Source organism: Phytohabitans houttuyneae (assembly GCF_011764425.1).
Classification (GTDB): Bacteria; Actinomycetota; Actinomycetes; order Mycobacteriales; family Micromonosporaceae; genus Phytohabitans; species Phytohabitans houttuyneae.
Map to the genome: position 1 here is coordinate 3,840,939 of NZ_BLPF01000001.1, position 23,619 is coordinate 3,864,557.

40 protein-coding genes and 24 tRNA genes are annotated in these 23,619 nt (G+C 70.4%); 27 read left to right on the top strand and 37 right to left on the bottom strand.

Annotated elements, in window-relative coordinates; all coding sequences use genetic code 11:
* Position 1 precedes the first annotated feature (1 nt).
* The 26 genes from Phou_RS17300 to Phou_RS51130 form a co-directional block, all read right to left on the bottom strand.
* Positions 2-73: transfer RNA gene (locus tag Phou_RS17300), tRNA-Arg, on the bottom strand.
* 4 nt (positions 74-77) lie between these two features.
* Positions 78-150: transfer RNA gene (locus tag Phou_RS17305), tRNA-Arg, on the bottom strand.
* A gap of 6 nt (positions 151-156) precedes the next feature.
* A tRNA-Lys gene (locus Phou_RS17310) sits at positions 157-229 on the bottom strand.
* Position 230: 1 nt separating this feature from the next.
* A tRNA-Ser gene (locus Phou_RS17315) sits at positions 231-316 on the bottom strand.
* Positions 317-320: 4 nt separating this feature from the next.
* Positions 321-395, bottom strand: a tRNA-Pro gene (locus Phou_RS17320).
* A gap of 1 nt (position 396) precedes the next feature.
* Positions 397-473: transfer RNA gene (locus Phou_RS17325), tRNA-Pro, on the bottom strand.
* Between the two features lie 5 nt (positions 474-478).
* Positions 479-551 (bottom strand) — tRNA-Arg (locus Phou_RS17330).
* A 5-nt stretch (positions 552-556) separates the two neighbouring features.
* Positions 557-630, bottom strand: a tRNA-Ile gene (locus Phou_RS17335).
* A gap of 1 nt (position 631) precedes the next feature.
* Positions 632-719, bottom strand: a tRNA-Ser gene (locus Phou_RS17340).
* A 4-nt stretch (positions 720-723) separates the two neighbouring features.
* A tRNA-Asp gene (locus Phou_RS17345) sits at positions 724-799 on the bottom strand.
* A gap of 9 nt (positions 800-808) precedes the next feature.
* Positions 809-881 (bottom strand) — tRNA-Leu (locus tag Phou_RS17350).
* 5 nt (positions 882-886) lie between these two features.
* Positions 887-959: transfer RNA gene (locus tag Phou_RS17355), tRNA-Ala, on the bottom strand.
* Position 960: 1 nt separating this feature from the next.
* Positions 961-1,035, bottom strand: a tRNA-Thr gene (locus Phou_RS17360).
* 1 nt (position 1,036) lies between these two features.
* Positions 1,037-1,113 (bottom strand) — tRNA-Thr (locus tag Phou_RS17365).
* Positions 1,114-1,117: 4 nt separating this feature from the next.
* Positions 1,118-1,189 (bottom strand) — tRNA-Gln (locus Phou_RS17370).
* Positions 1,190-1,225: 36 nt separating this feature from the next.
* Positions 1,226-1,669, bottom strand: a complete 444-nt coding sequence (locus Phou_RS17375) for an HNH endonuclease (RefSeq protein WP_173056963.1) — start codon at positions 1,667-1,669, stop codon at positions 1,226-1,228.
* Positions 1,670-1,704: 35 nt separating this feature from the next.
* Positions 1,705-1,778: transfer RNA gene (locus Phou_RS17380), tRNA-Gly, on the bottom strand.
* Between the two features lie 4 nt (positions 1,779-1,782).
* A tRNA-Thr gene (locus Phou_RS17385) sits at positions 1,783-1,855 on the bottom strand.
* Between the two features lie 5 nt (positions 1,856-1,860).
* Positions 1,861-1,933 (bottom strand) — tRNA-Leu (locus Phou_RS17390).
* A 1-nt stretch (position 1,934) separates the two neighbouring features.
* Positions 1,935-2,008, bottom strand: a tRNA-Gln gene (locus Phou_RS17395).
* A 6-nt stretch (positions 2,009-2,014) separates the two neighbouring features.
* Positions 2,015-2,087: transfer RNA gene (locus Phou_RS17400), tRNA-Gly, on the bottom strand.
* 15 nt (positions 2,088-2,102) lie between these two features.
* Positions 2,103-2,176, bottom strand: a tRNA-Glu gene (locus tag Phou_RS17405).
* Positions 2,177-2,305: 129 nt separating this feature from the next.
* Positions 2,306-2,378: transfer RNA gene (locus tag Phou_RS17410), tRNA-Ala, on the bottom strand.
* A 5-nt stretch (positions 2,379-2,383) separates the two neighbouring features.
* Positions 2,384-2,456 (bottom strand) — tRNA-Pro (locus Phou_RS17415).
* A 110-nt stretch (positions 2,457-2,566) separates the two neighbouring features.
* Positions 2,567-2,640 (bottom strand) — tRNA-Trp (locus Phou_RS17420).
* A 295-nt stretch (positions 2,641-2,935) separates the two neighbouring features.
* Positions 2,936-3,415 (bottom strand): YozE family protein, encoded by a 480-nt coding sequence (locus Phou_RS51130; RefSeq protein ID WP_218579040.1) that lies wholly within the window; start codon positions 3,413-3,415, stop codon positions 2,936-2,938.
* A gap of 120 nt (positions 3,416-3,535) precedes the next feature.
* Here Phou_RS51130 and Phou_RS17430 point away from each other — a divergent pair, with 120 nt between their 5' ends.
* The 12 genes from Phou_RS17430 to Phou_RS17485 all read left to right on the top strand — a co-directional run bounded on the left by Phou_RS17430 (position 3,536) and on the right by Phou_RS17485 (position 8,113).
* Positions 3,536-3,793: a hypothetical protein gene (locus tag Phou_RS17430; RefSeq protein WP_173056964.1), complete on the top strand. Its 258-nt coding sequence runs from the start codon at positions 3,536-3,538 to the stop codon at positions 3,791-3,793.
* A gap of 117 nt (positions 3,794-3,910) precedes the next feature.
* Positions 3,911-4,477, top strand: coding sequence for a hypothetical protein (locus tag Phou_RS17435; RefSeq protein ID WP_173056965.1), 567 nt, complete (start codon positions 3,911-3,913; stop codon positions 4,475-4,477).
* A complete protein-coding gene (locus Phou_RS17440) occupies positions 4,474-4,752 on the top strand; it encodes a hypothetical protein (protein ID WP_173056966.1) in 279 nt (92 codons plus the stop codon). The genes Phou_RS17435 and Phou_RS17440 overlap by 4 nt, the downstream gene beginning before the upstream one ends.
* Positions 4,753-4,885: 133 nt before the next feature.
* On the top strand, positions 4,886-5,041 hold the full coding sequence (locus Phou_RS17445; protein ID WP_173056967.1) for a hypothetical protein: 156 nt from the start codon (positions 4,886-4,888) through the stop codon (positions 5,039-5,041).
* Positions 5,042-5,220: 179 nt separating this feature from the next.
* The gene (locus Phou_RS17450) at positions 5,221-5,379 is read left to right on the top strand and encodes a hypothetical protein (RefSeq protein ID WP_173056968.1); all 159 of its coding nucleotides are present in this window, start codon (positions 5,221-5,223) and stop codon (positions 5,377-5,379) included.
* The gene (locus tag Phou_RS17455; protein WP_173056969.1) at positions 5,376-5,561 is read left to right on the top strand and encodes a hypothetical protein; all 186 of its coding nucleotides are present in this window, start codon (positions 5,376-5,378) and stop codon (positions 5,559-5,561) included. Before Phou_RS17450 ends, Phou_RS17455 begins: the two co-directional genes overlap by 4 nt.
* Positions 5,562-5,604: 43 nt before the next feature.
* Positions 5,605-5,805, top strand: a complete 201-nt coding sequence (locus Phou_RS17460) for a hypothetical protein (protein ID WP_173056970.1) — start codon at positions 5,605-5,607, stop codon at positions 5,803-5,805.
* Between the two features lie 220 nt (positions 5,806-6,025).
* The gene (locus tag Phou_RS17465) at positions 6,026-6,388 is read left to right on the top strand and encodes a hypothetical protein (protein ID WP_246273597.1); all 363 of its coding nucleotides are present in this window, start codon (positions 6,026-6,028) and stop codon (positions 6,386-6,388) included.
* Between the two features lie 232 nt (positions 6,389-6,620).
* Positions 6,621-7,049, top strand: coding sequence for a hypothetical protein (locus tag Phou_RS17470; protein ID WP_173056971.1), 429 nt, complete (start codon positions 6,621-6,623; stop codon positions 7,047-7,049).
* A complete protein-coding gene (locus Phou_RS17475; protein WP_173056972.1) occupies positions 7,046-7,486 on the top strand; it encodes a hypothetical protein in 441 nt (146 codons plus the stop codon). Before Phou_RS17470 ends, Phou_RS17475 begins: the two co-directional genes overlap by 4 nt.
* 56 nt (positions 7,487-7,542) lie before the next feature.
* A complete protein-coding gene (locus Phou_RS17480; RefSeq protein WP_173056973.1) occupies positions 7,543-7,800 on the top strand; it encodes a hypothetical protein in 258 nt (85 codons plus the stop codon).
* Between the two features lie 85 nt (positions 7,801-7,885).
* Positions 7,886-8,113 carry a hypothetical protein gene (locus tag Phou_RS17485; protein ID WP_173056974.1) on the top strand — a complete coding sequence of 76 codons (228 nt, stop codon included), beginning with the start codon at positions 7,886-7,888 and terminating at the stop codon, positions 8,111-8,113.
* Between the two features lie 259 nt (positions 8,114-8,372).
* Here the strand turns inward: Phou_RS17485 and Phou_RS17490 are convergent, their stop codons facing one another.
* The 3 genes from Phou_RS17490 to Phou_RS17500 form a co-directional block, all read right to left on the bottom strand.
* Positions 8,373-8,726, bottom strand: a complete 354-nt coding sequence (locus tag Phou_RS17490) for a hypothetical protein (protein WP_173056975.1) — start codon at positions 8,724-8,726, stop codon at positions 8,373-8,375.
* Positions 8,707-9,189 (bottom strand): hypothetical protein, encoded by a 483-nt coding sequence (locus Phou_RS17495; protein ID WP_173056976.1) that lies wholly within the window; start codon positions 9,187-9,189, stop codon positions 8,707-8,709. Before Phou_RS17495 ends, Phou_RS17490 begins: the two co-directional genes overlap by 20 nt.
* Positions 9,190-9,488: 299 nt before the next feature.
* On the bottom strand, positions 9,489-9,776 hold the full coding sequence (locus Phou_RS17500; RefSeq protein ID WP_173056977.1) for a hypothetical protein: 288 nt from the start codon (positions 9,774-9,776) through the stop codon (positions 9,489-9,491).
* 154 nt (positions 9,777-9,930) lie between these two features.
* On the opposite strand from Phou_RS17500, the gene Phou_RS17505 reads away from it, so the two are divergent.
* From Phou_RS17505 to Phou_RS17535, 7 genes are all read left to right on the top strand, one after another.
* On the top strand, positions 9,931-11,094 hold the full coding sequence (locus Phou_RS17505) for a coiled-coil domain-containing protein (RefSeq protein WP_173056978.1): 1,164 nt from the start codon (positions 9,931-9,933) through the stop codon (positions 11,092-11,094).
* 1,576 nt (positions 11,095-12,670) lie between these two features.
* Positions 12,671-13,039, top strand: coding sequence for a hypothetical protein (locus Phou_RS17510; RefSeq protein ID WP_173056979.1), 369 nt, complete (start codon positions 12,671-12,673; stop codon positions 13,037-13,039).
* 55 nt (positions 13,040-13,094) lie between these two features.
* The gene (locus tag Phou_RS17515) at positions 13,095-15,068 is read left to right on the top strand and encodes an ATP-binding protein (protein WP_173056980.1); all 1,974 of its coding nucleotides are present in this window, start codon (positions 13,095-13,097) and stop codon (positions 15,066-15,068) included.
* Positions 15,065-15,262 carry a hypothetical protein gene (locus Phou_RS17520; RefSeq protein WP_173056981.1) on the top strand — a complete coding sequence of 66 codons (198 nt, stop codon included), beginning with the start codon at positions 15,065-15,067 and terminating at the stop codon, positions 15,260-15,262. Before Phou_RS17515 ends, Phou_RS17520 begins: the two co-directional genes overlap by 4 nt.
* A 27-nt stretch (positions 15,263-15,289) precedes the next feature.
* Complete coding sequence (locus Phou_RS17525; RefSeq protein ID WP_173056982.1) at positions 15,290-15,490, top strand: hypothetical protein; 201 nt, start codon at positions 15,290-15,292, stop codon at positions 15,488-15,490.
* A 220-nt stretch (positions 15,491-15,710) separates the two neighbouring features.
* Positions 15,711-16,127: a hypothetical protein gene (locus Phou_RS17530; RefSeq protein ID WP_173056983.1), complete on the top strand. Its 417-nt coding sequence runs from the start codon at positions 15,711-15,713 to the stop codon at positions 16,125-16,127.
* Between the two features lie 4 nt (positions 16,128-16,131).
* A complete protein-coding gene (locus Phou_RS17535) occupies positions 16,132-16,449 on the top strand; it encodes a hypothetical protein (protein ID WP_173056984.1) in 318 nt (105 codons plus the stop codon).
* A gap of 50 nt (positions 16,450-16,499) precedes the next feature.
* Here the strand turns inward: Phou_RS17535 and Phou_RS17540 are convergent, their stop codons facing one another.
* Positions 16,500-16,772: a hypothetical protein gene (locus Phou_RS17540; protein ID WP_173056985.1), complete on the bottom strand. Its 273-nt coding sequence runs from the start codon at positions 16,770-16,772 to the stop codon at positions 16,500-16,502.
* A 122-nt stretch (positions 16,773-16,894) separates the two neighbouring features.
* Between Phou_RS17540 and Phou_RS17545 the strand changes: the two genes are divergently transcribed.
* On the top strand, positions 16,895-18,157 hold the full coding sequence (locus tag Phou_RS17545; protein ID WP_173056986.1) for a helix-turn-helix domain-containing protein: 1,263 nt from the start codon (positions 16,895-16,897) through the stop codon (positions 18,155-18,157).
* Here the strand turns inward: Phou_RS17545 and cutA are convergent.
* Positions 18,087-18,413 carry a divalent-cation tolerance protein CutA gene (gene cutA, locus Phou_RS17550; protein WP_173056987.1) on the bottom strand — a complete coding sequence of 109 codons (327 nt, stop codon included), beginning with the start codon at positions 18,411-18,413 and terminating at the stop codon, positions 18,087-18,089. The two genes, Phou_RS17545 and cutA, sit on opposite strands and share 71 nt — an antisense overlap.
* Before the next feature lie 284 nt (positions 18,414-18,697).
* Between cutA and Phou_RS17555 the strand changes: the two genes are divergently transcribed.
* From Phou_RS17555 to Phou_RS17570, 4 genes are all read left to right on the top strand, one after another.
* Positions 18,698-18,865: a hypothetical protein gene (locus Phou_RS17555; RefSeq protein WP_173056988.1), complete on the top strand. Its 168-nt coding sequence runs from the start codon at positions 18,698-18,700 to the stop codon at positions 18,863-18,865.
* The gene (locus Phou_RS17560) at positions 18,862-19,038 is read left to right on the top strand and encodes a hypothetical protein (protein ID WP_173056989.1); all 177 of its coding nucleotides are present in this window, start codon (positions 18,862-18,864) and stop codon (positions 19,036-19,038) included. The genes Phou_RS17555 and Phou_RS17560 overlap by 4 nt, the downstream gene beginning before the upstream one ends.
* A complete protein-coding gene (locus Phou_RS17565; protein WP_246273598.1) occupies positions 19,035-19,313 on the top strand; it encodes a hypothetical protein in 279 nt (92 codons plus the stop codon). The genes Phou_RS17560 and Phou_RS17565 overlap by 4 nt, the downstream gene beginning before the upstream one ends.
* A 400-nt stretch (positions 19,314-19,713) precedes the next feature.
* On the top strand, positions 19,714-19,965 hold the full coding sequence (locus Phou_RS17570; RefSeq protein ID WP_173056990.1) for a hypothetical protein: 252 nt from the start codon (positions 19,714-19,716) through the stop codon (positions 19,963-19,965).
* Positions 19,966-20,100: 135 nt separating this feature from the next.
* Here the strand turns inward: Phou_RS17570 and Phou_RS17575 are convergent, their stop codons facing one another.
* Entirely contained in the window at positions 20,101-20,577 is a 477-nt protein-coding gene (locus Phou_RS17575; protein WP_173056991.1) for a helix-turn-helix transcriptional regulator, read from the bottom strand.
* 82 nt (positions 20,578-20,659) lie between these two features.
* Positions 20,660-20,866, bottom strand: a complete 207-nt coding sequence (locus tag Phou_RS17580; protein ID WP_173056992.1) for a hypothetical protein — start codon at positions 20,864-20,866, stop codon at positions 20,660-20,662.
* A 169-nt stretch (positions 20,867-21,035) separates the two neighbouring features.
* On the opposite strand from Phou_RS17580, the gene Phou_RS17585 reads away from it, so the two are divergent.
* The 3 genes from Phou_RS17585 (at position 21,036) to Phou_RS17595 (ending at position 22,205) form a co-directional block, all read left to right on the top strand.
* Complete coding sequence (locus tag Phou_RS17585) at positions 21,036-21,263, top strand: hypothetical protein (RefSeq protein WP_173056993.1); 228 nt, start codon at positions 21,036-21,038, stop codon at positions 21,261-21,263.
* Between the two features lie 89 nt (positions 21,264-21,352).
* Positions 21,353-21,694, top strand: a complete 342-nt coding sequence (locus Phou_RS17590; protein WP_173056994.1) for a hypothetical protein — start codon at positions 21,353-21,355, stop codon at positions 21,692-21,694.
* A gap of 7 nt (positions 21,695-21,701) precedes the next feature.
* Positions 21,702-22,205 (top strand): hypothetical protein, encoded by a 504-nt coding sequence (locus tag Phou_RS17595; protein ID WP_173056995.1) that lies wholly within the window; start codon positions 21,702-21,704, stop codon positions 22,203-22,205.
* Between the two features lie 130 nt (positions 22,206-22,335).
* Here the strand turns inward: Phou_RS17595 and Phou_RS17600 are convergent, their stop codons facing one another.
* The 4 genes from Phou_RS17600 to Phou_RS17615 are packed head-to-tail and all read right to left on the bottom strand — an operon-like array spanning position 22,336 to position 23,456.
* Positions 22,336-22,752: a hypothetical protein gene (locus tag Phou_RS17600; RefSeq protein ID WP_173056996.1), complete on the bottom strand. Its 417-nt coding sequence runs from the start codon at positions 22,750-22,752 to the stop codon at positions 22,336-22,338.
* Between the two features lie 4 nt (positions 22,753-22,756).
* Positions 22,757-22,924, bottom strand: coding sequence for a hypothetical protein (locus tag Phou_RS17605; protein WP_173056997.1), 168 nt, complete (start codon positions 22,922-22,924; stop codon positions 22,757-22,759).
* Positions 22,921-23,088, bottom strand: a complete 168-nt coding sequence (locus Phou_RS17610) for a hypothetical protein (RefSeq protein ID WP_173056998.1) — start codon at positions 23,086-23,088, stop codon at positions 22,921-22,923. The genes Phou_RS17605 and Phou_RS17610 overlap by 4 nt, the downstream gene beginning before the upstream one ends.
* Positions 23,085-23,456, bottom strand: coding sequence for a hypothetical protein (locus Phou_RS17615; RefSeq protein WP_173056999.1), 372 nt, complete (start codon positions 23,454-23,456; stop codon positions 23,085-23,087). The genes Phou_RS17610 and Phou_RS17615 overlap by 4 nt, the downstream gene beginning before the upstream one ends.
* Positions 23,457-23,619 lie beyond the last annotated feature (163 nt).

Sequence of the window (23,619 nt, forward strand, 5' to 3'; positions counted from 1 at the left end):
GTCTCCCGCCCAGGAGTTGAACCCGGACCCTCCGCTTAGGACGCGGGTGCTCTATCCATTGAGCTAGCGGGAGCAAGTCCCCCGGACCAGAGTCGAACTGGCACCCGTCCGCTTAGAAGGCGGCCGCTCGGTCCGTCGAGCTGCCGGGGGATGTCGTACGCCGGGAGGGACTCGAACCCTCGGCCCACCGCTTAAGAGGCGGTTGTCTCTGCCGCTGAGCTACCGGCGCATGGAGGAAGGTAGAGGAGTCGAACCCCCGCCGTTACCGACGGCCCGGCTTTCGAGACCGGTTGCCCACCGCTGGGCACTACCTTCCACTGTCGGGCTGGCGGGATTTGAACCCACGACCCCTCGCTCCCGAAGCGAGTGCGCTGACCAAGCTGCGCTACAACCCGTTGGTCGGGACGGCCGTATTTGAACCGACGGCCGCCGGTCCCCCAGACCGGTGCGCTACCAAGCTGCGCCACGTCCCGATACGTGCCCTGAGCAGGATTCGAACCTGCGACCCCCTGATCCGTAATCAGGTGCGCTATCCGCTGCGCTACCAGGGCATGAGTCCCGTCGGAAGGAGTTGAACCTTCTGTCTCCTCGTTATCAGCGAGGCGCCTCTACCTCTTTGGCCTCGACGGGATGGAGGAGGGTGTCGGATTCGAACCGACGCCGGGCGAACCCGGTCTGCCTTAGCAGGGCAGCGCGATAGACCTCTCTGCCAACCCTCCGCTGCGGCGTCGACGGGATTTGAACCCGCGCCCTCTGCCTTGACAGGGCAGCGCTCTAGACCAAGCTGAGCTACGACACCATGTGCGCGTACCCGGAGCGCGACTCGAACGCGCACTGACGGCGGTCTGAGCGCCGCGCCTCTACCGTTGGGCTACCCGGGCAAGAGTGGAGAAGGCCGGACTCGAACCGGCTACCTCCTGTTTGCAAGACAGGTGCTCTACCAGGTGAGCTACATCCCCATGGAGCCAGTGGTCGGGCTCGAACCGACTCCGCGCGCTTACGAGACGCGTGCACCACCCGTCGTGCTGCACTGGCGTGGAGCCGACGGCCGGTCTCGAACCGGCTACCTCGCGCTTACAAGGCGCGTGCACGAACCCGTTGTGCTTCGTCGGCATCGCTCCCTCGCCTGGATTCGAACCAAGCTTTCGGCGTTCAGAGCGCCGCGTCCTCCCAGATAGACGACGAGGGAATAGCGGCCGGCGGGCGAGAGATGCCGCCGGCCGCGTCAGCGCTGGGCCAGGGCCGCCCACGTCGGGGCGGTCGCCTTGAACCGCAACCTCATCCCAGCCTCGGCCGGGGTGCGGTCGCCTTTGCGCTGGTTGCAGCCGCCACAGGCCGCAATCGTGTTGGACCAGGTGTTCCGGCCGCCGCGGGAGCGGGGCAGGATGTGGTCGACGGTCGTGGCCACGCCGGGGCAGTAGCCGCAACGGTGACCATCCCGGTTCAGAACCCCGGACCGGGACCAGGCTGGCCCGGCGGTGTACCGCCATTTCGTGACCACGTACTGGACGAGCCGGACGACCTTCGGGAGCGGGTAGACGCCGATCAGCCGGTCCGGCTCGGCTTCGTGGACCTCGGCGACACGCCGGCACAACATGCGGATCGCGTGGCGGAGACTGACCCGGTGGAGCGGGCCGAGGTCGGCGTTGATGACCAAAACGGTGTCCACCGGAAGCCTCCTCTCGGTCGTGGCCGGTGGGTCGTTGGAGCGGCTACGGAGAGTCGAACTCCGGTCTGCTGCATGGCAAGCAGCCGCACTACCGTTGTGCTACAACCGCATCGAGCCTTCGGCGGGATTCGAACCCGCAGCCTCGCCCGTACCAAGGGCGCGCTCCACCTCGTGAGCTTCGAAGGCATGGGTACCGCGAGCGGGGGTCGAACCCGCGCTGGACCGGGTTTGAGCCGGCCGCCTCTACCGTTGGGCTACCGCGGCTTGGCTGGGGATGCAGGATTCAAACCCGCCCTTCCGAGGCCAAAACTCGGCGGCCTGTCACTAGCCCAATCCCCAACGACGAGCGGCCGGCGGGCACCGACCCCGCTGCTCCAGTTTGGAAGACTGGCGTGTCCGCCGAGTTCACCACGACCGCATTGATGGCATTGCGTAGGCCGTACGGGACTCGAACCCGTGATCTCCTCGTTGAGAGCGAGGTGAGCATTCCAACTGCTCCGACGGCCCATGGAGCTGGCGCGGGCGGGCATGGCGTACCGACCAATCCCGCACCAACGTGCCCTTCCTCCGGATCGAACGGAGAACCTCGCCCACTTCACGGGCGCGCTCTGCCTTCTGAGCTTGAAGGGCATGACGTGGACCAGGGCGGATTCGAACCGCCGACCTCCCGCCTGCCGAGCGGGCGCGCTACCAGCTGCGCTACAAGCCCATACGTCGGGAACCGGGGAGTCGAACCCCGCATTTCCTGATCCCAAATCAGGCCCGGTCACCGTGCCGGACGCTCCCGATTGCCCGGCCGCCGACAACAGTTCGCCGGCAGCCGGGCCTTTCGTATGCCATCCACTGTGGAGTTCTCAACCATCAACGCCATTCCGCGCACAAATGCGCAGGGCGAAGCAGGGGCGACAGGACTCGAACCTGCAACCGGCGGTTTTGGAGGCCGCTGCGCTACCAGATTGCGCCACACCCCTATGAAAGTTGTTGTGCTACAACGAAAACGCCGCCCTGTCCCTGGTCGGGTGGGCGGCGCTCGCGCTGTTTGTGTGCGCTACCGTCGCCGCCTGCCCAGGTTCGGCTTCTCGCTGGCGGTCACGTCGATGGGTCGCCCGACGTATGAGGGCATGCCCGCGAAACCGCACAGCGTTTGCCGCTGCGGTTCGGATGAGGCGTGCCACAACATGTCGGTGACTCCCGAGGTTCGTTGGTGTCTTGGTGTTCAAGGTAAGGGCGTCTGTCCAGAAGGGTCAACCACCTTTTCGGCTGCGGCTATTCCGTTTCGCCGGCGCCCGCCTCCAGTTCGTACTGCCGCCACGCCTCGCGCAGCGCCTCCACAGCACCCGGATCCGCGCCGAGGCCCTTGAGGTGCTGCTCGTACCTGCGCAACGATCCCGGGCCTCGCGGCCAGGATCCGTCGGCGAACACGTCGCGGGCGAGGTCGCCGACCGGCGTGTTCTCGTCCTTGCGGGTGCGGAGCCAGTCCCGGAACGACGCGGTCTTCTGCGCCACGCGGCGGCCCGCGCTCGCCCCGACGGTCTGCTCACGCGCGTCGGGGTTGAGCGCCTGGCGGACGGTCTCGCGGCTGTACCCGGTGAGCTCGACGAGCTCCACCTGCTTCCAGCCTGCCGCAGCGGCGCGGCGCAGCTTCTCGTCGCGGGTGCGGATCGCCTCCTCCTGCGCGGCGGCCAGCTGTTGCTTGTATTCGGCGGGGATGCGGCGGATGTCGTCCTCGGTCATGTCGTCGGCCATACCATCCATCCTTCCATGTTTGTTTTGGCCTTTTCACTGTAGGCCAAGTGACACTTGACGACTAGTGACACTTGGCCTAGTGTTACTGGCATCGCAAGGCCGAACGAAGGAGCAGACGAGATGACCACCGCCGCCGCCGAGCAGCCCGTCGAGATCGTCGGAACCGGCAACTCCCCGCTCCATCTCACCGGCGTGGCCATCGACATCAACGGCCGGACCGCGACGCTCGTGACCGCCGACGGCGTCCGCGACATCGACATGAACCACGTGTCGCTCGTCCGCTCGAACGGCGTCCCGATCTGGCTCCGGTCGCAGCACACGACGTGGAACGGCGAGGGCTTCTCCGTCCCGGGCGTCTTCGTCCCGACCGGCCGCTAGACGCAAGACGGCCCCGGCAGGCGATTCCAGCGCCAGCCGAGGGCCTACCGCACCACCCGGAGTTCGAGCTCCGGCCAGTACTTGATCCACACCTGAGGAAGCCAGGAGTGATCCGAAATGCAGCTTACGGCTGACCGCCCGCTCACCGCCCGAGCCGGCACCCACATCGTCCAGCTCTCCATCGCCGGCCCCTCCGCATACCGCGTCGAGGTCCTCGCCGGCGGCGCCGTCGCCACCCCGGTCGACGACCTCACCCGCTCCTACGTCGACGAGCAGCTGGCCCGCACGGTCGCCCGCGTCATCACCCTGGCGCTGCGCCGGGAGGGTGCGACGGTCGAGTCGGCGGCCGCGGCAGTCGCACAGTTCCTCACCGCCGCGCCTGTCCTCGTCGCCGGACCGGTCGGCCTCCAGGCCCTCGCCCGCCTGGGCGAGCGGCGCCAGGTCCGGCCCACCATGGCCGGCGCGCACCACGCGGCGATCAGCGTCCCGCAGCGGCTCGCGCTGGCCACGGCGGTGCAGACGGGCGGCAGCATCCGCCGCGGCAGATCCTTCCCGGCGCCGGTGCTCCGCGCGCTGGCCCGCAAAGGGCTGGCCACCCTCATCTACCGGGACGGCTCGTCGCGCCCCGACATCGTGTCCGCGACGCTGACCGCGCTCGGCTGGCGCGAGGCGGTGGCGGCGTGAGCGAGATCCGCGGCGCGACCGCCGGCAACCTCCTCGACGCGCCGTTCGCCGCCTCGGTCGAGGTTGCGATCCAAGACGGCATCGGCGACGGCGAACGCTGGCTGGCCACGTCCGTCGACCGCGTTCGCCGCTTCCCGGAGTCGGTGCGGTGGAAGCGGGTCGCGAACGCCGAGCTGGTCGGCGCCGAGGTGTCGGTGCAGGTCGACGGGGACCTGTACGCGCAGGCGCCGTCGTACACGATCGTCGTCCGCGACGCGCCGCCGCCCGGTCTCTGATCTTCCCATGTGGGCCCGGCTTGCCGGCCGGGCCAGGCGCCCGCCGCCGCTTCCCCCGCACCGCGCGGCGGGCGCCCCTTCGCCTGATCTTCAACGGATTCAACTGATCGTCAACTGAGAGGCGGCCATCGCCATGCACGGCACCGACCTGAACCACGAACCCAAGCTGCGCACCTTCCACGTGCACACCTCCGCCGGCGGCCGCCGCACCCGCGTCTACCGGACACGGCCGTCCCGGCAGGTGCAGCTGCGGCAGGCGCTGGCCGGGCTGACGGGCCGTCGCCGGTGAGCGCCGTCGAATCGCGGTGCTGTTGATCCCGGCCGGCCTGTTCGTTGCCGTGTGGCCGCTGGTTGAGCTGTCCGCCGGGCGGAAGCCGCGGGACATCGCGCCCTTGACCGCGGGACAGGCCATCTGCCGGGGCGGCCGGGCCGCCGTTCCGATGAGCTAGTGGAGAGCAACCGATGTGGATGGTCAGTGATCTCGGTGTCCCCGACGGGGAGTTGCCCGCCCCGTGGCACCTGCCTCAGCACTACGCCGACAAGCTCCTCGCGCAGGGCGCCGACCAGGAGACCGCGGTCGCCTCCGGCTGGCATCTGGCGATCCGGGCGTGGGAGGTCGGCCGGTGAACCCCGACCTCGAGCAGCTACGCCCGGACCTGCGGGCGCTCGCCGAGGCGATCCTCGCCGAGGCCGCCGCGAACCCCCACTACCGGATCGCGGACCTGATCCGGGCGAGCGGGGTGTCCACGTGGGAGCAGCAGTGCCTGCTCGACGCGCTCGTCGGCGACACCGACGGCGAGACCCGGTAACACCGACCGGTCGCAGACGCGACCAGACAAGGAGAAGCCCACCATGGGTCTGTTCAGGAGCAAGCCGTCGGCGGAGGACATTGCCGCGGACGCGACGACCACCCTGTTCGGTCGGAAGCTGGCCGAGAAGGGGGTCTACGAAGAGGTGATCGGCAGCATGCCGGCCGCAGAGCGGCGGCAGGTCGAGGACGCGATGGACCGGCACGCGGCGCGGATGCGGGCCGAAGGCCAGCCCGGCTGGTAGCGGCGCACCGGCCAGGGTGCGGCCTGACAATCTGGCAGGAGAAACTCCGTACACATGTTGACTCACACGAACCTTTGTGCCTAAACTAGGTACACAACAGAGCGACAGAGTTTGACAACTCCACAGTGGACCCGCGCGAGCGGGACATCGGGGCCTCCCCAACGCCCACGGGGCGTGCAGGGAACGCGAGCACCTCAACACCCAACCCAGGGAGGTCCCCATGTCCATCACCTTCGCCCCCGCGGTCGTCACCGCCCTCGGCGACGAGTCGGTCACCCACGTCCTCACCGCCGAGGGCGTCAACGTGAACGACCGCAACGGGGCCGACCTCCTCACCCTGCTGGGTTTGGACTTCGACGGCGACTACGGGGAAACCGCCGCCGAGGACTTCCTCGGCCGCGTACTGCTCGCCCAGGCGCTCCTCGACGTCGCCACCGACGACGAGCACGGCCGGTTCGCCGCCCGTGAAGCGCGCTGGACGGAGTGCGGACGCCGACCCGGCCACCTGGCCGAACGGCTCACCGAACTCCACGAGGTCGCCCTCCAGGCGATCGAGCGGGACGCGGTCATCAGCTGGAGCTGACGACGGCAACGGGGCGCCCCACCGCCAAGCAGGTGGGGCGCCCACCGGGTCCACTGCCGGTACCACCGACACGGAAGCAGGCACGAATGGGCACCTATGTGATGCGCAGCTACAGGGTCCGGGATTTCGCCCCCGCCCTGCACAACGGCGACGTACGCCCGGCGGCCACCGCCGGCGGACCTTCCTGGGACGTCGCGGCCCGCACCGCGTTGCTCGCCTCGCTGGAGCGGCGGTGGCCGATCGGCACCCTCACCGCCTGGGCGCCGCCCGGTGGCGTCACCTACTTGCTCGACGGCCACCGACGCGCGGGCTGCATCGCGGCTCTCCTCGGGGCGACGACCTTGTCCGCGACCTCCACCACGCAGATCCGGCCTACCTGCACGCGGACGATGTCGTCGCCGGCGGCTCGTATCTGCCCACGAGTGTTCTGCTGGAGACGCTGCCGTTCCTCGCCGCCATCCGGGGCCTGGCGTCGGCCGCGGCCGACCGCGCCCACCACGTCGCCACCGCGGTGATGGGCGCATCGGTGGAGGTGCTCACCGTCACCACCGCCGACCCGAACCGTCTCGTCGAGATCTGCGACCGGCTGGTTCCAGGCCGGGTCAACGCCCGCATCCTGGACGGCGTCGCCGGCGCCACCCAGGCCGGGGGCCGGCCGTGACGTTCACACCGCCCGAGCTGGCGATGATCCGCCACGCCGTGCAGGACTACGCCGGCCGCTGGTACGGCCAGGTCGGCGCGATGACGTTCGGGCGTGACGACGCGGCCCGGTACGTCTCCGAGGGGCACCTCGGCATGCTGTGCGACCGCTACACCCTCAAGCAGGTTTGGCGCGCAGTCGCCGAGGTGATCAACGAGGACCCGGCGGTGCTTGAGCTGCGGCTGTCGGACGCGGAGGTTGAGGAACGCGCAGCGGCCCGCCGTGCCGCCGCGGACGAGATCGACCAGCGGGCCGCCGCCGCGTTCCACGCCGGGGACCTTGCAGGAACGCTCGCCCTGATCGACGAGGCCGAGTTGGCAGCGCCGACGTACCGGAACTGGGACGACCTGCGCCGGTTGGTCCGCGAGCGGCTGACGCCCGCCAGGGATCCGCGATGACGCCCGCGCTGCTCTATCGTCGTCCCCGTGATGACGACCGAGTTTCGGAGGACGCCGTGGCCGAGCAGCCGTTCCTGACCCTCGCCGACGTCGCCGAGATCGGCGAGGTGGAGAAGCGGACGGTGTCCCGGTACCTGACACGGTCGCGGCCGGGACAGCCGTACGCGGACGATCCGTTCCCGGCGCCGGACGGGCTCAACGGGAAGTCGCCGTGGTGGAGCAAGCGGCGTCGCAAGGTGATCGAGGGTTGGTTCGAGCGGCACCGGGATCGGGCTGGTGTGGGCGGTCGGCCACGCAAGGACGCCGGTAGCTAGAAAACTCCGTACACGTGTTGCCCCCTTTTCACTCCGTGGGCTAAACTCAGTACATCACAGAGCGACGGAGTTAGGGAGACCGGAGATGCAGACCACCGCAACCACCACCCCCTGCCAGGTCCGCAGCCACGCAAGGACGCTCGCCGCCCCGCACGCGCTCGCCGTCCGCCTCGGCGAACTCTCCGGCAACACGCACATGGCCGCCACCGGCCGCCGCCACCTCCAGCGCCTCGCCGACCGGTTCGGCTACACGGCCGCCCAGCTCCTACTGGCCGCGAACCGGGACGCCGACCGAGCCTGGCCCGAACGGTAGGGCCGCTCCGGCGGCCACCATCCACCGACCCGACGACCGCCTGAACGGGGCCACGTCGCCGACGACATCGCCGAGACCGCCCGAGCTGCAGAAGCGAAACGACACCGGTGCGGCGCCGGACCACCCGCGGGAGACAACGCAATCGCCGCCATCGGCGCCGGGCCGGCCGGGCGCGAAAGGCTACGGCTGCGGACGCCTAGTCTCCAGACGCTGCAGAGCCCGCTGACGAACCGTCAGCGGGCTCCGAGCGGAGAAGATCTCAGTCAGTCGCCTTGGGATGGCCAGTCCTGGCTAGCGTCACCCAGACGATCCGCCTCTCCGAATCCGGGCAGTACCAGATCCGGCCGCCGCCGGTGACCTCGTACTGCCACTGCTCGAGGTTCTTCCCCTGCACCATCCGGGTGCCCAACTCCCCCTTGAGCGGATGCTGCCGCTCAAAGTTGTCGGGTGTCTCCGGCTGAGTGGAGATCACGTGCCAGGCTTTGAACAACGCGTTCGGCGCCTGTCGATTGAGCTCTTCCCATCCGTCTACGGCACCCTTGCTCGCGTGCCGCAGCTCCCACCCACCAGGCGGAGGCGGCGGCGCGACACGGTCACCCTTCTTCGGCGGCACCCGAGTCTCCCTCGGTCGGCATCATGACGGGCCCGAGGTCGGCATCCAGGGCGCGGGATAGTTCCTTGGCGAGGCGTGGATTGGCGTGGATCGCGGCGGTCTGCTTCCAAGAATGGAGCAGACGTCCGAACGGAGCCCACAAGCCCAGGTCGCTGCACGCGCCGACGGTCCAGGTGAACTCCCGGGCGAACGCGATCTGGTCTTTCTCGGGCAGGAACTTCACCCAGGGAAGCGCGGCCTTGAGGGCGCGGCCGAGGGTTTCGGCGTTGTCGTCGCCGCCGAGGGCATTGAGGAGGCGGGCCAGGGCATCAAGTCCCTCGCGGGTTTGCTCGACTCGGTCCTTGCTGATGAGCAGGAACGAACCTTCCCCGCGGCGTTCGAGGCACACCTCGCCGGCTTCGTCGACGGCGGCGGCTACCTCCTTCGAGTGACGTTGCATCTCGCTCCATGGCATCGTCCGCATACCCCAATGCTGAACTACTTCATGCGATCCTCGCAACTAATTCAGTGTGACACGCGCGATGTGCTTGACGCGCCACGCCGACACATCTAGAGGTCTCGTACTTAATGTTCCAAATGTCTACTTCTGGCGTCCTTGATCTGACTGCACGCAGGAAGTACACACCCACCGTCCGTCATCACCGCTCATCACAGCCCCGCCGGACAGCGTGTCCACCGAACGGGCGAAACCTCTAAGTCCAGCACGCGGCCCTTGCGCTTCCGCGAAGAGCATGCCTAGGCGCGCACTCGCCCGCGCAGCGTTCAGTCCGCAGTAAGGCCGGTCGTCCCGTCCGGGTCGTCCGCGCTTCGCACCTTCCGCGTCTCTGCCAGTACAGCGAGCACGTCGCCCGGGTGCGCCTCGCGCGCCCCGCCCGCTCGGACCCGGTAGCGGATCACCATGCGCTGGGAGCCGGCGAGGCGGACGCCGTCGTTCAGCCACCGGTCGACCATCGAGCGGGTCGCGTCAAACAAGACCATCAGGTCGCCGATCAGCAGCCACTCCCCGTCGCTGACTGCCCGCTCCAGCTCGGCGCGATCTCGTTTGCCCACGTCCCACCCCCTCACCGCGGTTGGCGGTGATCGTAACGGGGCCGGTAGCGCCACACATAGAGGCGCACGGGCGAGGGCCGTGGGCGACACGGACAGATGATAACCCGATCAACCCTGCTATCCCGATCATCCCGTATGTGGCACACTCTCTGATGTGACCACGAGCGGAGATCGCGACAAGCTCGCCGCCGAGCTCGCCTCGACCAGGCGAGAAGCCGGCGTCATCCAGACCTGCGTCTGGATCGTCGTCGGCGGCGTCATGATCTACGGCCTCGTGAACGTCACCGGCATGCTCATCGACCACAAGGTCCCCGCCGAGGTCGCCTGGATGCTGTCACTCCTCGTCGAGACCGGCCTCGTCCTCGCCCTCGTCGGCACCCGCGCCCTCGCCCGCCACGGCGTCCGCGCCGGCTGGGTCGGCTCCCTCCGCTGGATCACCGCCGTGATGACGTGGCTGCTGAACATCGCCACCCCGCTCACCGCCGGCGGCGGCCCGGACTGGATCGGTGTCGGGATCCACTCGGCCGGCCCGGTCCTGCTCTTCTGGGTGGTGGAAGCAGCCGCCTCCTACCAGCACAAGATCGGCGCCGTGATCGCGGACCTGCAGCGGAAGGTGGACGACGTCGACGCCCAGCGGCGCTCCGACCGGGCGGAGCGGGCCGACATGGCGGAGCGGCTCCGCCGCCTCCAGACCGACCTGGACGCAGCGGAGCGGGCCGCGAAGGAGGCCGCGGAGCACGCCGCCACGCTGGAGGCGGAGCAGGAGTCGGAGCGCGCCGCCGCCGACCGCGCCGTCACCTCAGCGGAGCAGGAGGCGATGGCGCTCCGGAGCAGGCTCGCCGAGCAGGCGGAGCGCCTGGCCGCGGAGCAGGCTTCGACGGTCGCGCGGATCCAGGCGGAGTGGGCCGCGCGCACCGACCGCATAGCCGCTGAGCACGCCAGACAGGTCGCCGAACTTCAGGCGGAGCAGGCCGCGAAGATCGCCGCTCTCAGGGACAAGGCGGCCTCGGCGGCGGCCCGGAGCGGCGGGCGGAGCGGGTCGAAGACGAAGGCCGCCGACGACGGCGAGACCCGCTCCGGAGCACCGAAGCTCACCGACGACGAAGCGGTCGCGGCGATGCTCCGCGCCCACCCGGAGCCGGGCTACGAGTGGAAGTCGCGGGAGGTTCACCGGATCACCGGAGCGGGCTTCGGCCGGATCCCGAAGCTGATCGCGATCGTGGCGGAGCACCACGCCCGCCAGACCCAGACCGCCGGCGGCGAGCCCGCCGACGACTCCCAGGAGGATGCCCGTGAACTCGTCGACGTCGGCGCCTGACGCGCGCCTGCCGGTGCTCCGTCAACGCGGCACTGTCGCTGCCCGACGGGCGCCGGCCGTGCCGGTTCCGGTGCTGAGGCTGGGGCCGCTCGCGCACACCGCGGTGGTCGCGACGCTGTTCGCGGTCCCGCTTGTGGGCGCGCTCGCGGCCATCACCACCTGACGTTGTCGGCTGTCGTTGTCGTGTCGCCCCGACAACAGTCACCAACAGGCCCGTGAGCTGCGGAAACGCCGATCCGACACTGTCGCTTGTCGGGGCCGACAAGCGACGCGACAAGCGACAACCGCGAGGGGAGGGAACCAGATGCACCCCGCCGATGTCGACGAGCCGCTGCCCCCGGCAGGGCCGTGGGCGCCGCCCGAACTGCCTGACCCTGCCCTCTCCGGCTGGGTTCCCCCACCCCCGGCCGACACGATCGAGGTGGAACAGGCTTCGCGCCCGTGGGGGCCAATCATCGGCGGGTCCGCGTTGGCGGCCGCGATCGTCGGCCTGGGCGTGTTCAACGTGTTCGGTGTAGCCGGCCTCGCGGTCGCGGGCGCCGTGACCGCGGCTGGTGCGCCGGCGGCCGCGGTCGGTGTCGCCGACTTCCGGCGCAGGTTGAAGACGGGCCGGTGGCGGGCGCCGGGCTCGGGCCGTGGCCGGCGAGGCGCCGGGGCCGCAGCCGGGCGTCTTGGGCAGGCTCTGAAGGGCGTCAGGAGGACGCCGAGCCGGTCGGGCGGCGGCGGCCGGCTCGGCGGCATGCTCCGAGGTGCCCGCCGCGCTGGAGCCGGCGGACGGGCGAAGCCGACGCGGGGGAAGCTGGCCGCAGTCCGATCCGGTGGGCTCCTGGGCCGGCGTGGCGCGGGTGCCGGCCGGGCCGGGGCGGGTCGCCGGGCAGGGCTGCTCGGCCGTCTGCGGCGGCCGCGCGCCGGGCTGGGCCGCGGCTCGGGCTGGCTGCTGGGTAACTCGCTACCACGGTCGGCGACTCAGCGGGCAGGTCGACGAGGTCTTGGCCGCAAGCGCCAGTTGCTCGCGGCGATGGGTCTCGGGCACACCCCGGCGACGCGGAAGCAGCAGCGGATGGCGTTGCGGGCGATGCGGTTGAACCGGCGGCTGGAGGCGCGCCGCCGCAGGTATGCACGGCGGGACGAGCGGCGGACAGCGCGCGGCGCTCGCCGTGCTGTCCGGAGGCAGAGGTGGTCGGGTCGTCTCGCCCGGACCTGGCGGGCACCCTGGCGGACGGTTCGTTGGCTGGGGCGGCGCGGCCGGCGGCCGTTGTCGGCGGCGTGGCGGCGGATCCTGCGGACCCGGTGGGCGCGGAAGGCCAAGGACGTCGGTTTCCGGCGTGCGCTGCGCCTGGTGCTGGCCTGGTGGTGGCAGCGGCTGCGCAGCCTGCTGTGGGTGCCCGAACCTGAACCGGTCGCCGCGGCGACACCCGTCCCGGACCAGCACGACGACGAGCAGGACTCCGACGCGCCCGCCGTCGCCCGGCCACCCCGCGTGCGGCGGCCCGCGCCCCCGGTGGTGTTTCGGCCACCAGTGTCTGCGCCCGCTGTGGCGCCACCACGATCCAAGACCAGAGGAAGAGGTACAGGTATGTCTGATGGGCGTCCACTTCACCCGGCCTGGGAGGCCGTGGTCGAGGCGTTCCGGGAGCACGTCGGCGGCTACGAGATGCCCGAGGGCGGCGAAGGTATCCCCGACGCTGACAGTTTCCTCGGCACCGCCGGGGAGGCGTTCCGCCAGTTCCAGGAGATCATGGCCGGACTCGCGGACCGGTTCGACGGCGACGAGCCCGTCGAGGCCGAGGTCGCCGACCACTGGCGGGACTGCGGCGGCGGCATGGGCCAGATGGGCGAGTCCGCGGACGAGGTGTACGAGACGTGGCGGGTGGCGCAGGCCGCCGACATCGAGCGGCACGAGAACCCGCGGCCGAACGAGTCCAAGACGAACATCCCGGCCTGATCAGGATGGTGACGACGGGGGTCCTACGGTGGCCCGCAGCCGAAAGGTCCAGCCGTTGACGTGGCTGGGCCGGCCGTGGCGTGATCGGGCGTGGCTGCACCCCTTGTACGGCACCGCCACCGTGTACGTCGCCGGCTCCACGATCGAGGCGGTCGTCTCCGCCCATCCGGACTGGCCAGTGTGGGCGGTCGGTGCCGCTACCGGCCTGGTCGGCGCGGCCACAACGGCGGCCGGTGTGCTCGCCGCTGCTGGGGACCGGTTCACCGGCTGGGCGCGCGGCTATCTCGGCGCCGCCGGCCTGGCCGGCGGGACGTGGCTAACGTACGCGGCGGTCACGTCCCCGTACGAGCCGAAAGCGGTCGTGTCCGCGCTGGTCGGGGCCGCCCTGTTCACCGGCGCCTACCCGGCGGTGCGACACGCCCAACTCGAGCACGAGGCCCACTACCGGGCCGTCCGGGCGCGGCCCGCACCGCCGGTCGCCGCAGCTGTACCGCAGTTCCGTAACCCTGAGGCCGCGCGGTGGGAGGGCCTGCTCGCGTCGGTCGGGCTTGCAGGCTGCACCTACCGTGATCGGGAGGAGAACAGGGCCGGGTTCGCGATCCTCATCTCCCTGCCGACCACGGGGAAGGTCACTTATCGGCAGGTGGTCGGCAAGTGTGACGCGTTGGAGATCGCAACGAAGATGCCGGAAGGCACCGTCCACGCCGAACGCGCCGTATCGCCCGACGGGCGCACTCTGGCCTCCGAGGTGTGGATCCACTTCGACGTCGAGGACATCCTCACCAAGACCCTGCCGATGCCCGACGACCACACCCCGCTGTCGATCAACGCCGCGTTCCCGGTCGGTCTGTTCGCCGACGGCGAGCCGATCCTGCTGAAGCTCCGCGAGATCGCGATGCTGATCGTCGGCGTCCGCGGCCGTGGGAAGACGAACCTCCTCAACGTGATCATCCACCAGTTGTCGCGGTGCACCGACGTCGTCATCTGGATGATCGACTTGAAGGGCGGCCGTGCCGCGAAGCCGTGGCTGAAGCCGTGGTTGGACGGCAAAGTCAAACGCCCCGTCCTGGACTGGGTGGCAACCACCCGCACCGAAGCACACCGGATGCTCGTCGGCGGCCACGCCCTGATCGAGCAGCGCGCGAACGCCGGCTACGGCGGCTCCAAAGTGGAACCGACGCGCCAGCGTCCCGCGGTCATCGTCATCTGCGACGAGATCGCCGCCCTGGTCGGGCAGCACGCCCGCGGCCAGAAGGGCGACGGCGGGCCGAAGCTGTACGACCTGATCGCCCAGCTCACGCTGGACATCCAGCTGGGACGGTCGGAGGCCGTCGACTTCGTCCTGGCCACCCAGCGCGGCACCGTCACAATGACCGGGTCCGGTGACCTGAAGTCGCAGTGCGAGCTCCGCGCCGGCTTGGGCGTCACGAGCCCGCAGGATGCACAGTCGGTGTTCACCGGCAACGCCCCTGCGGCGAAACTCCTCGCGAAGCTGAAGGACAAGGCGACCCGTGGCGCGGTGCTGATCCAGGACGGCGACGGCGGCCGGATCTCCCCCGGGAAGCTGCACTTCTACGGCGACGGCGACGCCATGCTCGCCAACGTCCACCGTGCGGCGACGCTGCACGCCAACTACCCGGCGCCCCTCGACGAGGCGGGCGCCCGCGCGGTCGACGCCGCGGTGCGCAAGCTGTACGACGGCTCCGGCTATTCCGGCGACGACGGCCGCTGGTCCGCGGCCCGCGCCGAGCACCTGTACGCCGACGACGGTCTGCCGCCCGAGTTCAGCGACGACGAACCGGCCGCGTCGACGCCCGCGCAGCCCGCGGTGGCCGAGCCGACCGCGCGGGCGTCAAGCCGCGGGGGCGGTTCATGCCGACCCGGGAGGAGCGCGCCGCGCGGCGCGAGGCGCGGGAGCAGCAGGTGTACGACGACGAATGGGCGCAGATTGTGGAGCATTTCCAGGTCGCCGGGGAGCCGGAGCCGGACGCGGCGCCACCGGCCGATGTGGACCGCTACGAGGCCATGATCGCGATCATCGCGCAGGCCGGCAGGAGCGGGATCATGCCCGGCCAGGTCCTGGCCCGCATGGTGAAGCAGAACATCGCCTGGGATGCCCGCACATCCATGTATCCGGCGTTGAAGAGGGCGCTCGCCGACGGCCGGATCGTGCAGCCGGGTGGCCGGAAGGGCCTGTACTACACGCCCGAGAACGCCGGCTGACCCATGCTCGCGAAGATCACATTCCGGGTGGGTGGGCAACCCATCGGCGAAACCGCCGCCGGCGCAGTCCCGGACATCGGGCAGCAGGTGACGCTCGAGCACGGCCTCCGCGGCCGGCTGGTCTACCGCGTCGTCGACGTCGTGCACCAGTACACCGACACCCGCGCTCGGCGCGTTGACCTGTTCCAGCCGGCGCCCGTCCTGGTCGACCTGGAGGAACAGCGGTGACCGCGCCCACCCGTGCACGTACTACCCGCCGCCGCCCTGCCGCCGGCGTGCGAGTCGGGGTCGTCTACGGCATCTACGTCCTGCACCCGGTCACCGGCAACATCGTGCTCGGCTACGTCGGGAAGACCCGGCAGAGCCTGCGGGTTCGGGAGGGCAGCACCGCGACGAGCAGCCGTGGGCCGACACGATCGTCGGCAGCGCGTTCGTCATCGCCAAGGGCGTGTGGACGGAAGCCCAGCTCGACGCCTGCGAGCAGCACCACATCCGGTCACTGCGCCCGCTGTACAACATCGACCACAACGGTGGGAACCCGAACCGGATCCCGCCGTGGGAGGCGGTCGCGCAGAGGCAGGCCCGTGAGCCGGGCTGGACGCCCCACCAGCCGCCGGCGGTCCCGTACCCGCGGTACGCGCCGTACGCCGGCTGGACGTGGCGGCAGTGGCGTCGGGTGCTGCTCGCCGGGCTGTGGCTGCTGCTGGCGGGTGGCCTGTGGTGGACCGCCGCCGATGTGTGGCACGGCTGGGACGGTCCCCGCAACGCCGCGGTCGGTGCGTCGGTCCCGTACGGCGTTGCTGGTGCTGCCCGGTTGCGTCGGTGGTGGCGCCGGCTCGGCCGCCGACCCCGGCGGCGGCGGTGAGCCAGTGGACACGCCTGCCGAGCCGGCCCCGGCCGGCTCCCTGTACTCGGTGACCTGGGTGTGGGAGATCCGCCGCAAGTCCGGGACGGTCAAGGACCAGGGCTCGTTCGTCGGCTGGCGGTACGCGCAACCTCAGGCCGTCGCCGACGACCAGATGGCGCTCCTCGTCGTCGACCTGGCACCCCGCTACCACCTGCTCAAAGGGCTGGTGTGCCGGGCATGGCCGGAGGATGCGCCGGAGGACTTCGGCGAGTCCAGGGGCGACGACTGGTTTGCTACTGCGAAGCCCCACCTGGCGGCGAAGCCGAGTCGGGCGGCGTGAGCGGCAGCGGGGAGATACCCACCTGCCACATCCGGCCAGCGGGCGGTCTCCTAGAACGGCGGCGCTCCACTGCCCTTGATCGACATGCGCGTGGTGTCGGCCCCGTCCATCCGCGACGGAAGGATGTCGCCGACCTTGCCGTCGGGCAGTTGCAGCCGGCCGCCGCTCGCCTCGAACAGCGGGTACAGGTCGTGGTCACTCGACAAGGAGCCGTGCCAGCCGGGAAGGTTGCCGGACCGGTCGATTCGCAGACGTGCAGTAACCGGGATCTCGACGTCGCTGGCGAGGAGCACCGTCGCCGGCCCTGAATAGCTGTCATCCATTCGGGTCACGCTAGAGCGCGGGTGCGACAAATGCTTCCCGTCGACACGCTACGGTGATGGTGGCGGGCGCCGTGTCTAGCGGCCGGCGCCCCACCCCTGTCCGCTAGCAGGGAGCCCAGCACATGCCCCGGTCTATTGCCGACCCACGGTTCCCGCAGACGCTGCGCCGTCTGCGTGTCGACCGCGGGCTCACCCTCCGCGAGCTCGGCCGCCTCGTCCACCACAGCAAGTCGCTACTCCACGAGCTGGAGACCGGCACCCGGCAGCCCAGCGTGGAAACCGCGCAGGCACTCGACATCGCCCTGGAAGCCGGAGGCGAACTCGCCCGCATGGTCACCGCCGACAACGCCGGTGTGCGCCGACGCACCTTCGTCGCCGCCGCGGGCATCGCCGCGTCGCTGCCGCACCAGCGGCTCACGTTCGGCCGCCGGGTCGGCGCCGGCCTGCCCGCCCAGCTCGTCACCCGTCTGGCCCGGCTGCGCCGCCTCGACGACTTCCTCGGCGGCGCCGACACCTACCGGGTGTACATGGCGGAGGTGGAGTCCACAAAGGCCTTGATCCGCGACGGGTCCTACACGGAGAAGACCGGCCGAGCCCTGCTCGCGGTGCTCGCCGAGCAGGCGCAGCTCGCCGGCTGGGCCGCGTTCGACGCCGGCCTGCACGACGACGCCGACGGCCTCTACCGGATGTCTCTCGCTGCTGCTGAAGACGCCGACGACACGGCCCTCGCCGGGAACGCGTGGGCGTTCATCGCCTACCTGCGGCTCGGGCTCGGTCAGCCCGGTGTCGACGAGGCGGTCGCCGCCGTGGATACCGCTGGGCCGAGTGTGACCCCGGGTGTGCGGGCGCTGCTGCATTGCCGGCGGGCCTGGGCGCACGCGGTCACCGGGCAGGCGCAGGAGGCGGAGACGCATCTCGCGCTCGGCGCGACCGCGCTCACCGAGCACGACGACCGGCCCGAACCCGACTGGGTGTACTGGGTCGACCGGTCCGAAGTGGAGATCATGACGGGTCGCTGTTGGACGGTGCTGCGCCGGCCGATGCGGGCGATCACCGTGCTGGAGCAGGTCCTTGCCGCGTACGACGACACCCACGCCCGCGACAAGGCCCTCTACCTGTCGTGGCTGGCCGACGCCTACCTCGACGTGCACGAGGTCGAGCAGGCGTGCGACACCGCCGGCCGGGCGATCGAGCTGTCCGCCGGCATCGGCTCCATCCGACCGGGCCAGCGCATCGACGGGTTCCTCGGCCGGCTCGAACCGTACGGCTCGCTGCCCTGCGTCGTGGATCTGCGGGCGCGGGCGGTCGAGTGGGCTAGGCAGGGTCGGCGGTTGACTGCCGCAGCCACTCCAGACACCGCTCCGCCCCCGCCACGATCGGAGTAGCGGTCACCTGCGGGTTGTCCCACGGGTGGTGCTCGAGCAGGTGCGCCTCCAGGTCGGGGTACCGGTCGCCGGTGGTGTAGAGCAGCAGCTGGTACTCCTCGCCGGTGCCCTGCTCGCCGAGGTGCCAGAACACGCTCACCACCGGGCCGATCACCTGTGCGTTGCCGGCCAGCCGGGCAGCAACCGCGCCCCCAGCGAGGGCGATCGCCTGCTCGCGTGTTTGGGTCGCGGTCGCGACCACCAGGAAATCCGTCACGTGGCTGAGGCTAGCGGCCGGCTTGTCCGCGGACAGGGGTGGACAGACTGCGGACGCTCACCTACTCGACCTTGCCCCTGGTAGCGGTGACGCTACGAAGGTGCCGGCTTGGTCAGGGCCTCCGCCCCGCCCAGGCCGGCACCCAGATCGGAGTGCGGCGGCGTGGTCCCCGCAGGTGTGACTCGGGCGCGCGCCGCCGTACTCCCAAGAACCGGCGCGGCGGCTCCGCTACTTCGGGTGGGGCCGTCGTGTCGTCAACGTTGGATCCGAAGAGGTGATCGCTTGTGGCCCAGGACGGCGCCGTCAAATGGTTCGCCCAGCCCGACGGCGTGCGGCGACCCGCCGACCGCCCCACTGACGCGGCCGCGGCCACCACTCCCGGCCGCACGCCGCACCAGGTGCGCTCTGCCGTCGGCACAAGGGCCGCCGCGGAGCGCGACGCCGGCCGATGAGCGAGTCGAGGTGGGCGAACGCCCCGACCGTCGACTTGCGACAGTTCCGGCCTGTCCGCGGCCAGCAGCTGCCCGGCAACCGGCAACCACCCAACCTGGCCAAGTGGTCATGGCTGGTCCGGGTGCGACCCGTGCGGCCCGACATGCCGCACGAGCCGCGAGAAGGCCAGTGACCGTGGTCGTCCTCGGAGACCACCTGCCGCACCCGCCGGACTGGGTATGTACCGGCTGCAGTAAGGATTGGCCGTGTGACCCAGCCCGGGAAGCGCTCGCAACCGAGTTCGGGGCGGGTGCCGGCGTGGTCACCTTGGGCGCGTTGATGTCGATGCATCTGGCGAACGCCACCGTGGACCTGACCAGTGTGCCGCCGGCGGAATTGTATGAGCGGTTCATCGCCTGGACCCGGCCCGTCCCGCTGGATGCACCGTCGCCCGTAGAGGTCCCGTGATGGTGTTGTGGGAGCGGCCCAGTCGGCCCGTCACCAACGTTGTCATCGACGCGATGGTCGCCGCAGTCTGGTACCAGCGGGCGGTCACGAGAGCGAGGTGGGCCTGGCTACGGCCGTGGACCATCCGACGGCGCCGGGAACAGGTGCGGCTCTGGTACCGCCACGCCTCGTCCTCCCTTGACCGAGTGCGGCGAGCGGTCGGCGAAGCAGACCAGGAAGCCCCCGGTCTTTCCGCGGAAGGAATCGACCGGGAAGAGGGCGCAGCCGGCGGCACGGCGTCAGCGCCCTGAGCGGGGCGCCCGGACGTCAGCGGCCGGGCGCCCTGCGAAATTAGGCCGGCGGGGGTCGCTGGTTGCCGACGGTGGCCCCTGTCTTGACGCTTCGCAGCTACGGTGATCATGTGGCGCGCAAGGACATGGTCCTGGTCTACATCGCCGACCCCCGGTGGTACATCACCGAGGAGGTCGATGACCCGCAGCGGCCGAGGCGGCGCTGGTGGCGGCTGTGGTGGAACTCGATCGACCACGGGTATACCGGGCGGCGGGACGGCGACCAGCTCCGCGAGCTTCTAGAGCGCGCCCGGCTTGACCCGGATCCGGGGGCGTGGCGGCAGCCGACGGCGGAGGAGAAGCGACCACGCCGCGACGGCTGACCCGCGAGCCATCTGTAGACGGGCTGCCGTCAAGGCGAAAACGACCACGGCTGAGGAACCGCGGTCGCGGGGACGGGTAACGGTGAGGCCCCGCAGAGCGGCAGCACTGCGGGGCCTCATGGCCACGATAGCCAGTCAGTTATCGGCACGACGCGGGCGGCCGGGGGTACGGTCCCAGCCGCGGTTGAACGCGTCGATGTCGTCGGCTCGGTAGATGCGGCCGCCGGCGAGCGTCAGGGCCGGCTTCGGGAAGTCGGGCCGCTGCTCCAGCTGGCGCACGCGGGCCGTCGTCACGCCGAGCCGCTCGGCGATTTCGGCGGCGCCGAGCAGGTCCCACATTCGCGCCCTTGCGGCCGACGTCTCGATGACCATGCGCTCAGGGCCTGAGAGCACACCTGCGCGGACGAGTTCGGCGGCGCCGGTCAGTCGGACAGGCCAGTCCTGTGCCTCGCGGACGGCGTCGTCGTACTCCACGGCGTCGAGGGGGCCGCGGAGCCTCAGCACCTGGACGCCGGCCGTGTAGTGCGCGAACGGTGCGCCTTCGGCGGCCTGTTCCATCTGGTCTGGCTCCAGCGGGCCTGTGAACTCGAGCTCGATAAACCATCCACTCATGACGTCTCCTCATGTCGTGGGGTGAGCCGATGGGGTATCGGAGGTGTCCGGGGCCAGGCCGGCTGCCTGGCCCCGGTGCCGACTAGCCCTCCTTGTGGAGGGACCAGTCGAGGCCGGCGCTGATCAGCACCCGGAGAACCTCCAGCACGTCGCCGGCGTCCTTGGGGGATACGAGCCAGTTGTCGTTTCCCTTGCGGAAGTGCCACATGCTGCTTCGGGTCTGCCGGACGAGGAAGCCCTGCCGCTCGGCCTCCTCGGCGATCAGCTGCATCGCCTCTCCGATCTCCATTTCTCACCCCCTCTCCTTGTTGACACCATCGTAGCACGATTCCCTGTCGCGCGCGTAAGGGTTTTGACCAGGTAAGTCTGTCCGAACGGCTGACATAACCCTTGCGTACACGCAAGGGTTTTCGGGTAGCATGGTCATGACGCCAACAAGGGAAAGGAGGTGAAACTACTTGGATTCCTGGGAGGAACTGCTCCTGTGGATCGTGATCCAAGGCGGCTCGTTCCACACGAACGAGTCCGGCGCATGGCTCCTCGACCTCGACGAGGACGACCCATACGCCCCCGCCGTCGCGATTCCCCGGCGGCCCGCCGACCAGTTTGAGCTGGCGCAGCTACTCGGTGCGCTCACTCGGCTGGGGCTGGCATGGCCGCCGCCCTGGAGCGGGCGACTGAACTAGTCGCCCAAGCGGGGGTCGCGTGTACGGCGCGGCCTCCGCCCTCCCGGCCCACAACCAGAAACCCTTGCACACGCGCAAGGGTTTCTGGTATGATTCCCCTTGACACCAGCAAGGGAAAGGAGGTGACAATAGACGTGGAGGACAGCCTCGACGGACTGGTCGACCTGCTGATCAAGGAGGTTGCCGCACAGGGACATGGCGCCTGGATCTCCAAGAGCGGAGTTCGCGTCTTCCAAATAGGAGACGAAATGATCTTCGTGCCGGAGACGCCGCGCGACCTGCCCCAATGGCGGCGCCTGCTATACCAGCTGATCGCCGCCGGGCTGCGCTGGCCTCCCCCAGAGGGGAGTAAGCGCACCGGGGCCGCGTGTACGGCGCGGCCCCGGGTTCCTCCTCCAACCACCGACACCAACAAGGGAAATTGGAGGTAACTCCAGCATGCCGCAATGGAACGCGACCGTCGAGTACGACGGAACCACCAGCCCCGAAGACGCCATGACCCTCGCAGGCCGCGGCGACTTCGTCGTCGTCGCCACCGACCCCCAGCGCGACCGCACCAGAATCTCCTTCGGCGTCACGGCGTCGACGCTGCGCCAGGCAACCGACGACGCGTGGCGACAGGCCCGCACGGTCACCGCCGGCCTCATCAACACGTCCGCCCTGTCGCTGCGGATCATCACCGACCACGACCTGGCCGCCGAGCTCGAGCGGCCCACCGTGCCCGAACTCGTCGACACCACCGGCGCGCGGGAGATCCTCGATGTGCGCACGCACCAGCGGATGTCCGAGCTGGAGCAGCGCGACGACTTTCCTCGGCCGGTCGCCGTCGTGTCCGGTGGTCGGCGTATCTACACGGCGGCCTCCATCAAGGCGTTCGCGAAGGGCTGGACACGTAAAAGTGGCCGTCCGCCTCGGGCTCCCCGCCCAGAAGAGGCCGGTTAGGAGTCCCCGCGTCGCGGCCGACCAGCTCCGCGCCTGGCCGAGCCACGACACGACGAAAATCGGGCCCACGAGCCTGGTCCGAAGACCAGGCACGTGGGCCCGTTGCTGTGCCGGCCACCGCCGGCGGCCGCTACGTCAGCTCGGCGCCCCCGTCGTCGGGCTCGGCCGGCCGGTGGCTCGCGGCCGCCGCCGACGCGGCGATCCAACAGTTCTGGATCTTCTCGCCGAGGTCCTCCCAGCGGGGCATCGGGTCGCCGCGGAAGTTCTTCCAGCCGGCCACATCGCCGTAGCAGGAGTACGCCGCCTTGGCCCGGGCGACCGGGTCGACCTCGGCCGGCTGCTGGTGCAGCGCGAGCGCCGCCCGGTGCGTCTCCGCTGTCTCCCCCACTGCGGTCACCGACGCGACCGCTGACGCCCAGGTGTGCGGGTCGATGTCGACGGTCATCGGCGCGCCGCTGCTGCCAGTCTCGGGTGGGGTGCCGCGCTGGATGCGGACGGCACCGTCTGGCAGGCGGGTGAAGAACCAGTCGCCGTGCGCGTGGAACACGAGGTCAGCCTTTCCAGGTGAAGACAGCCGAGGAACTGTTCGCTGCGGTCGACGACGCCGCGCGGCGGCCGCCGGCGACCCAGACCAGGTGGGCCGGCCCGCCGCCCGACACGGTGACGACCTGCCGTGGCGGGCCGTCGGGTGGTTCGGCGGCGGCGACAAGGGTCTTCACGTCACGGTCACCGCGGCGTCGATGGCGGGCAGCGCCCACACGGCGAGGATCACGCACGCGGCCGCGAGCCAGCCCCACGTCGCCCGGCGCCCGTACCCGTCGAACGCGGCCATGAGCGCGAACACCACCGCGGCGGCGAGGAGCAGCGCCAGCAGCACGGTCACCGCACGACCCGGCCGTTGATGACCTTGTCGCGGACGATGCCGCCCTGCAGCGCCGCCTGCTGGATCTTCGACTTCTGCAGCAGGCCGAAGTAGAAGACCACCGCGAGACCCCAGTTGATCAGCACCGTGTAGGAGGCGGTCACGAAGTTGAACGCGAGGTTCTCCGCGACCGCCGCCGCCCACGCCTCCAGGAACGTCTTCACCGCGGCGACGGCCAGCAGCACGAGGCCCTTGGTGGTGGCCGACCAGTTCGCCCGCATGAACAGGGCGGCGACGAGCGGCAGGACGAAGGTGAGGGCGAGGGACAGCAGCCCGGCGAGCGTGGGCTCGAACAGGTAGGTCGGCAGCTCGGGCAGGACAGGATCCATGGTGTGCCCTCCTTCAGGGCTAGATGCTGCTTTGGAACGGCGTCGCGACGTCCTGGTCACCGGTGGTGCAAGCGATGGCGATGAGCAGCGCGGCCGGGAGGTGGTCGAGGTCGGCCAGGCCGGTCACGACAGGCAGCCGACTCGCCACATCGATAGAACAGGT

What these genes read in the sequence shown, in the direction of transcription:
- Phou_RS51130 (WP_218579040.1), bottom strand. Translation starts at nt 3,415, where the DNA reads ATGGCCGACGACATGACCGAGGACGACATCCGCCGCATCCCCGCCGAA.
- Phou_RS17430 (WP_173056964.1), top strand. Translation starts at nt 3,536, where the DNA reads ATGACCACCGCCGCCGCCGAGCAGCCCGTCGAGATCGTCGGAACCGGC.
- Phou_RS17435 (WP_173056965.1), top strand. Translation starts at nt 3,911, where the DNA reads ATGCAGCTTACGGCTGACCGCCCGCTCACCGCCCGAGCCGGCACCCAC.
- Phou_RS17445 (WP_173056967.1), top strand. Translation starts at nt 4,886, where the DNA reads ATGCACGGCACCGACCTGAACCACGAACCCAAGCTGCGCACCTTCCAC.
- Phou_RS17450 (WP_173056968.1), top strand. Translation starts at nt 5,221, where the DNA reads ATGGTCAGTGATCTCGGTGTCCCCGACGGGGAGTTGCCCGCCCCGTGG.
- Phou_RS17460 (WP_173056970.1), top strand. Translation starts at nt 5,605, where the DNA reads ATGGGTCTGTTCAGGAGCAAGCCGTCGGCGGAGGACATTGCCGCGGAC.
- Phou_RS17465 (WP_246273597.1), top strand. Translation starts at nt 6,026, where the DNA reads ATGTCCATCACCTTCGCCCCCGCGGTCGTCACCGCCCTCGGCGACGAG.
- Phou_RS17485 (WP_173056974.1), top strand. Translation starts at nt 7,886, where the DNA reads ATGCAGACCACCGCAACCACCACCCCCTGCCAGGTCCGCAGCCACGCA.
- Phou_RS17495 (WP_173056976.1), bottom strand. Translation starts at nt 9,189, where the DNA reads ATGCGGACGATGCCATGGAGCGAGATGCAACGTCACTCGAAGGAGGTA.
- Phou_RS17510 (WP_173056979.1), top strand. Translation starts at nt 12,671, where the DNA reads ATGTCTGATGGGCGTCCACTTCACCCGGCCTGGGAGGCCGTGGTCGAG.
- Phou_RS17520 (WP_173056981.1), top strand. Translation starts at nt 15,065, where the DNA reads ATGATCGCGATCATCGCGCAGGCCGGCAGGAGCGGGATCATGCCCGGC.
- Phou_RS17540 (WP_173056985.1), bottom strand. Translation starts at nt 16,772, where the DNA reads ATGGATGACAGCTATTCAGGGCCGGCGACGGTGCTCCTCGCCAGCGAC.
- Phou_RS17545 (WP_173056986.1), top strand. Translation starts at nt 16,895, where the DNA reads ATGCCCCGGTCTATTGCCGACCCACGGTTCCCGCAGACGCTGCGCCGT.
- Phou_RS17560 (WP_173056989.1), top strand. Translation starts at nt 18,862, where the DNA reads ATGAGCGAGTCGAGGTGGGCGAACGCCCCGACCGTCGACTTGCGACAG.
- Phou_RS17575 (WP_173056991.1), bottom strand. Translation starts at nt 20,577, where the DNA reads ATGAGTGGATGGTTTATCGAGCTCGAGTTCACAGGCCCGCTGGAGCCA.
- Phou_RS17580 (WP_173056992.1), bottom strand. Translation starts at nt 20,866, where the DNA reads ATGGAGATCGGAGAGGCGATGCAGCTGATCGCCGAGGAGGCCGAGCGG.
- Phou_RS17590 (WP_173056994.1), top strand. Translation starts at nt 21,353, where the DNA reads ATGATTCCCCTTGACACCAGCAAGGGAAAGGAGGTGACAATAGACGTG.
- Phou_RS17595 (WP_173056995.1), top strand. Translation starts at nt 21,702, where the DNA reads ATGCCGCAATGGAACGCGACCGTCGAGTACGACGGAACCACCAGCCCC.
- Phou_RS17615 (WP_173056999.1), bottom strand. Translation starts at nt 23,456, where the DNA reads ATGGATCCTGTCCTGCCCGAGCTGCCGACCTACCTGTTCGAGCCCACG.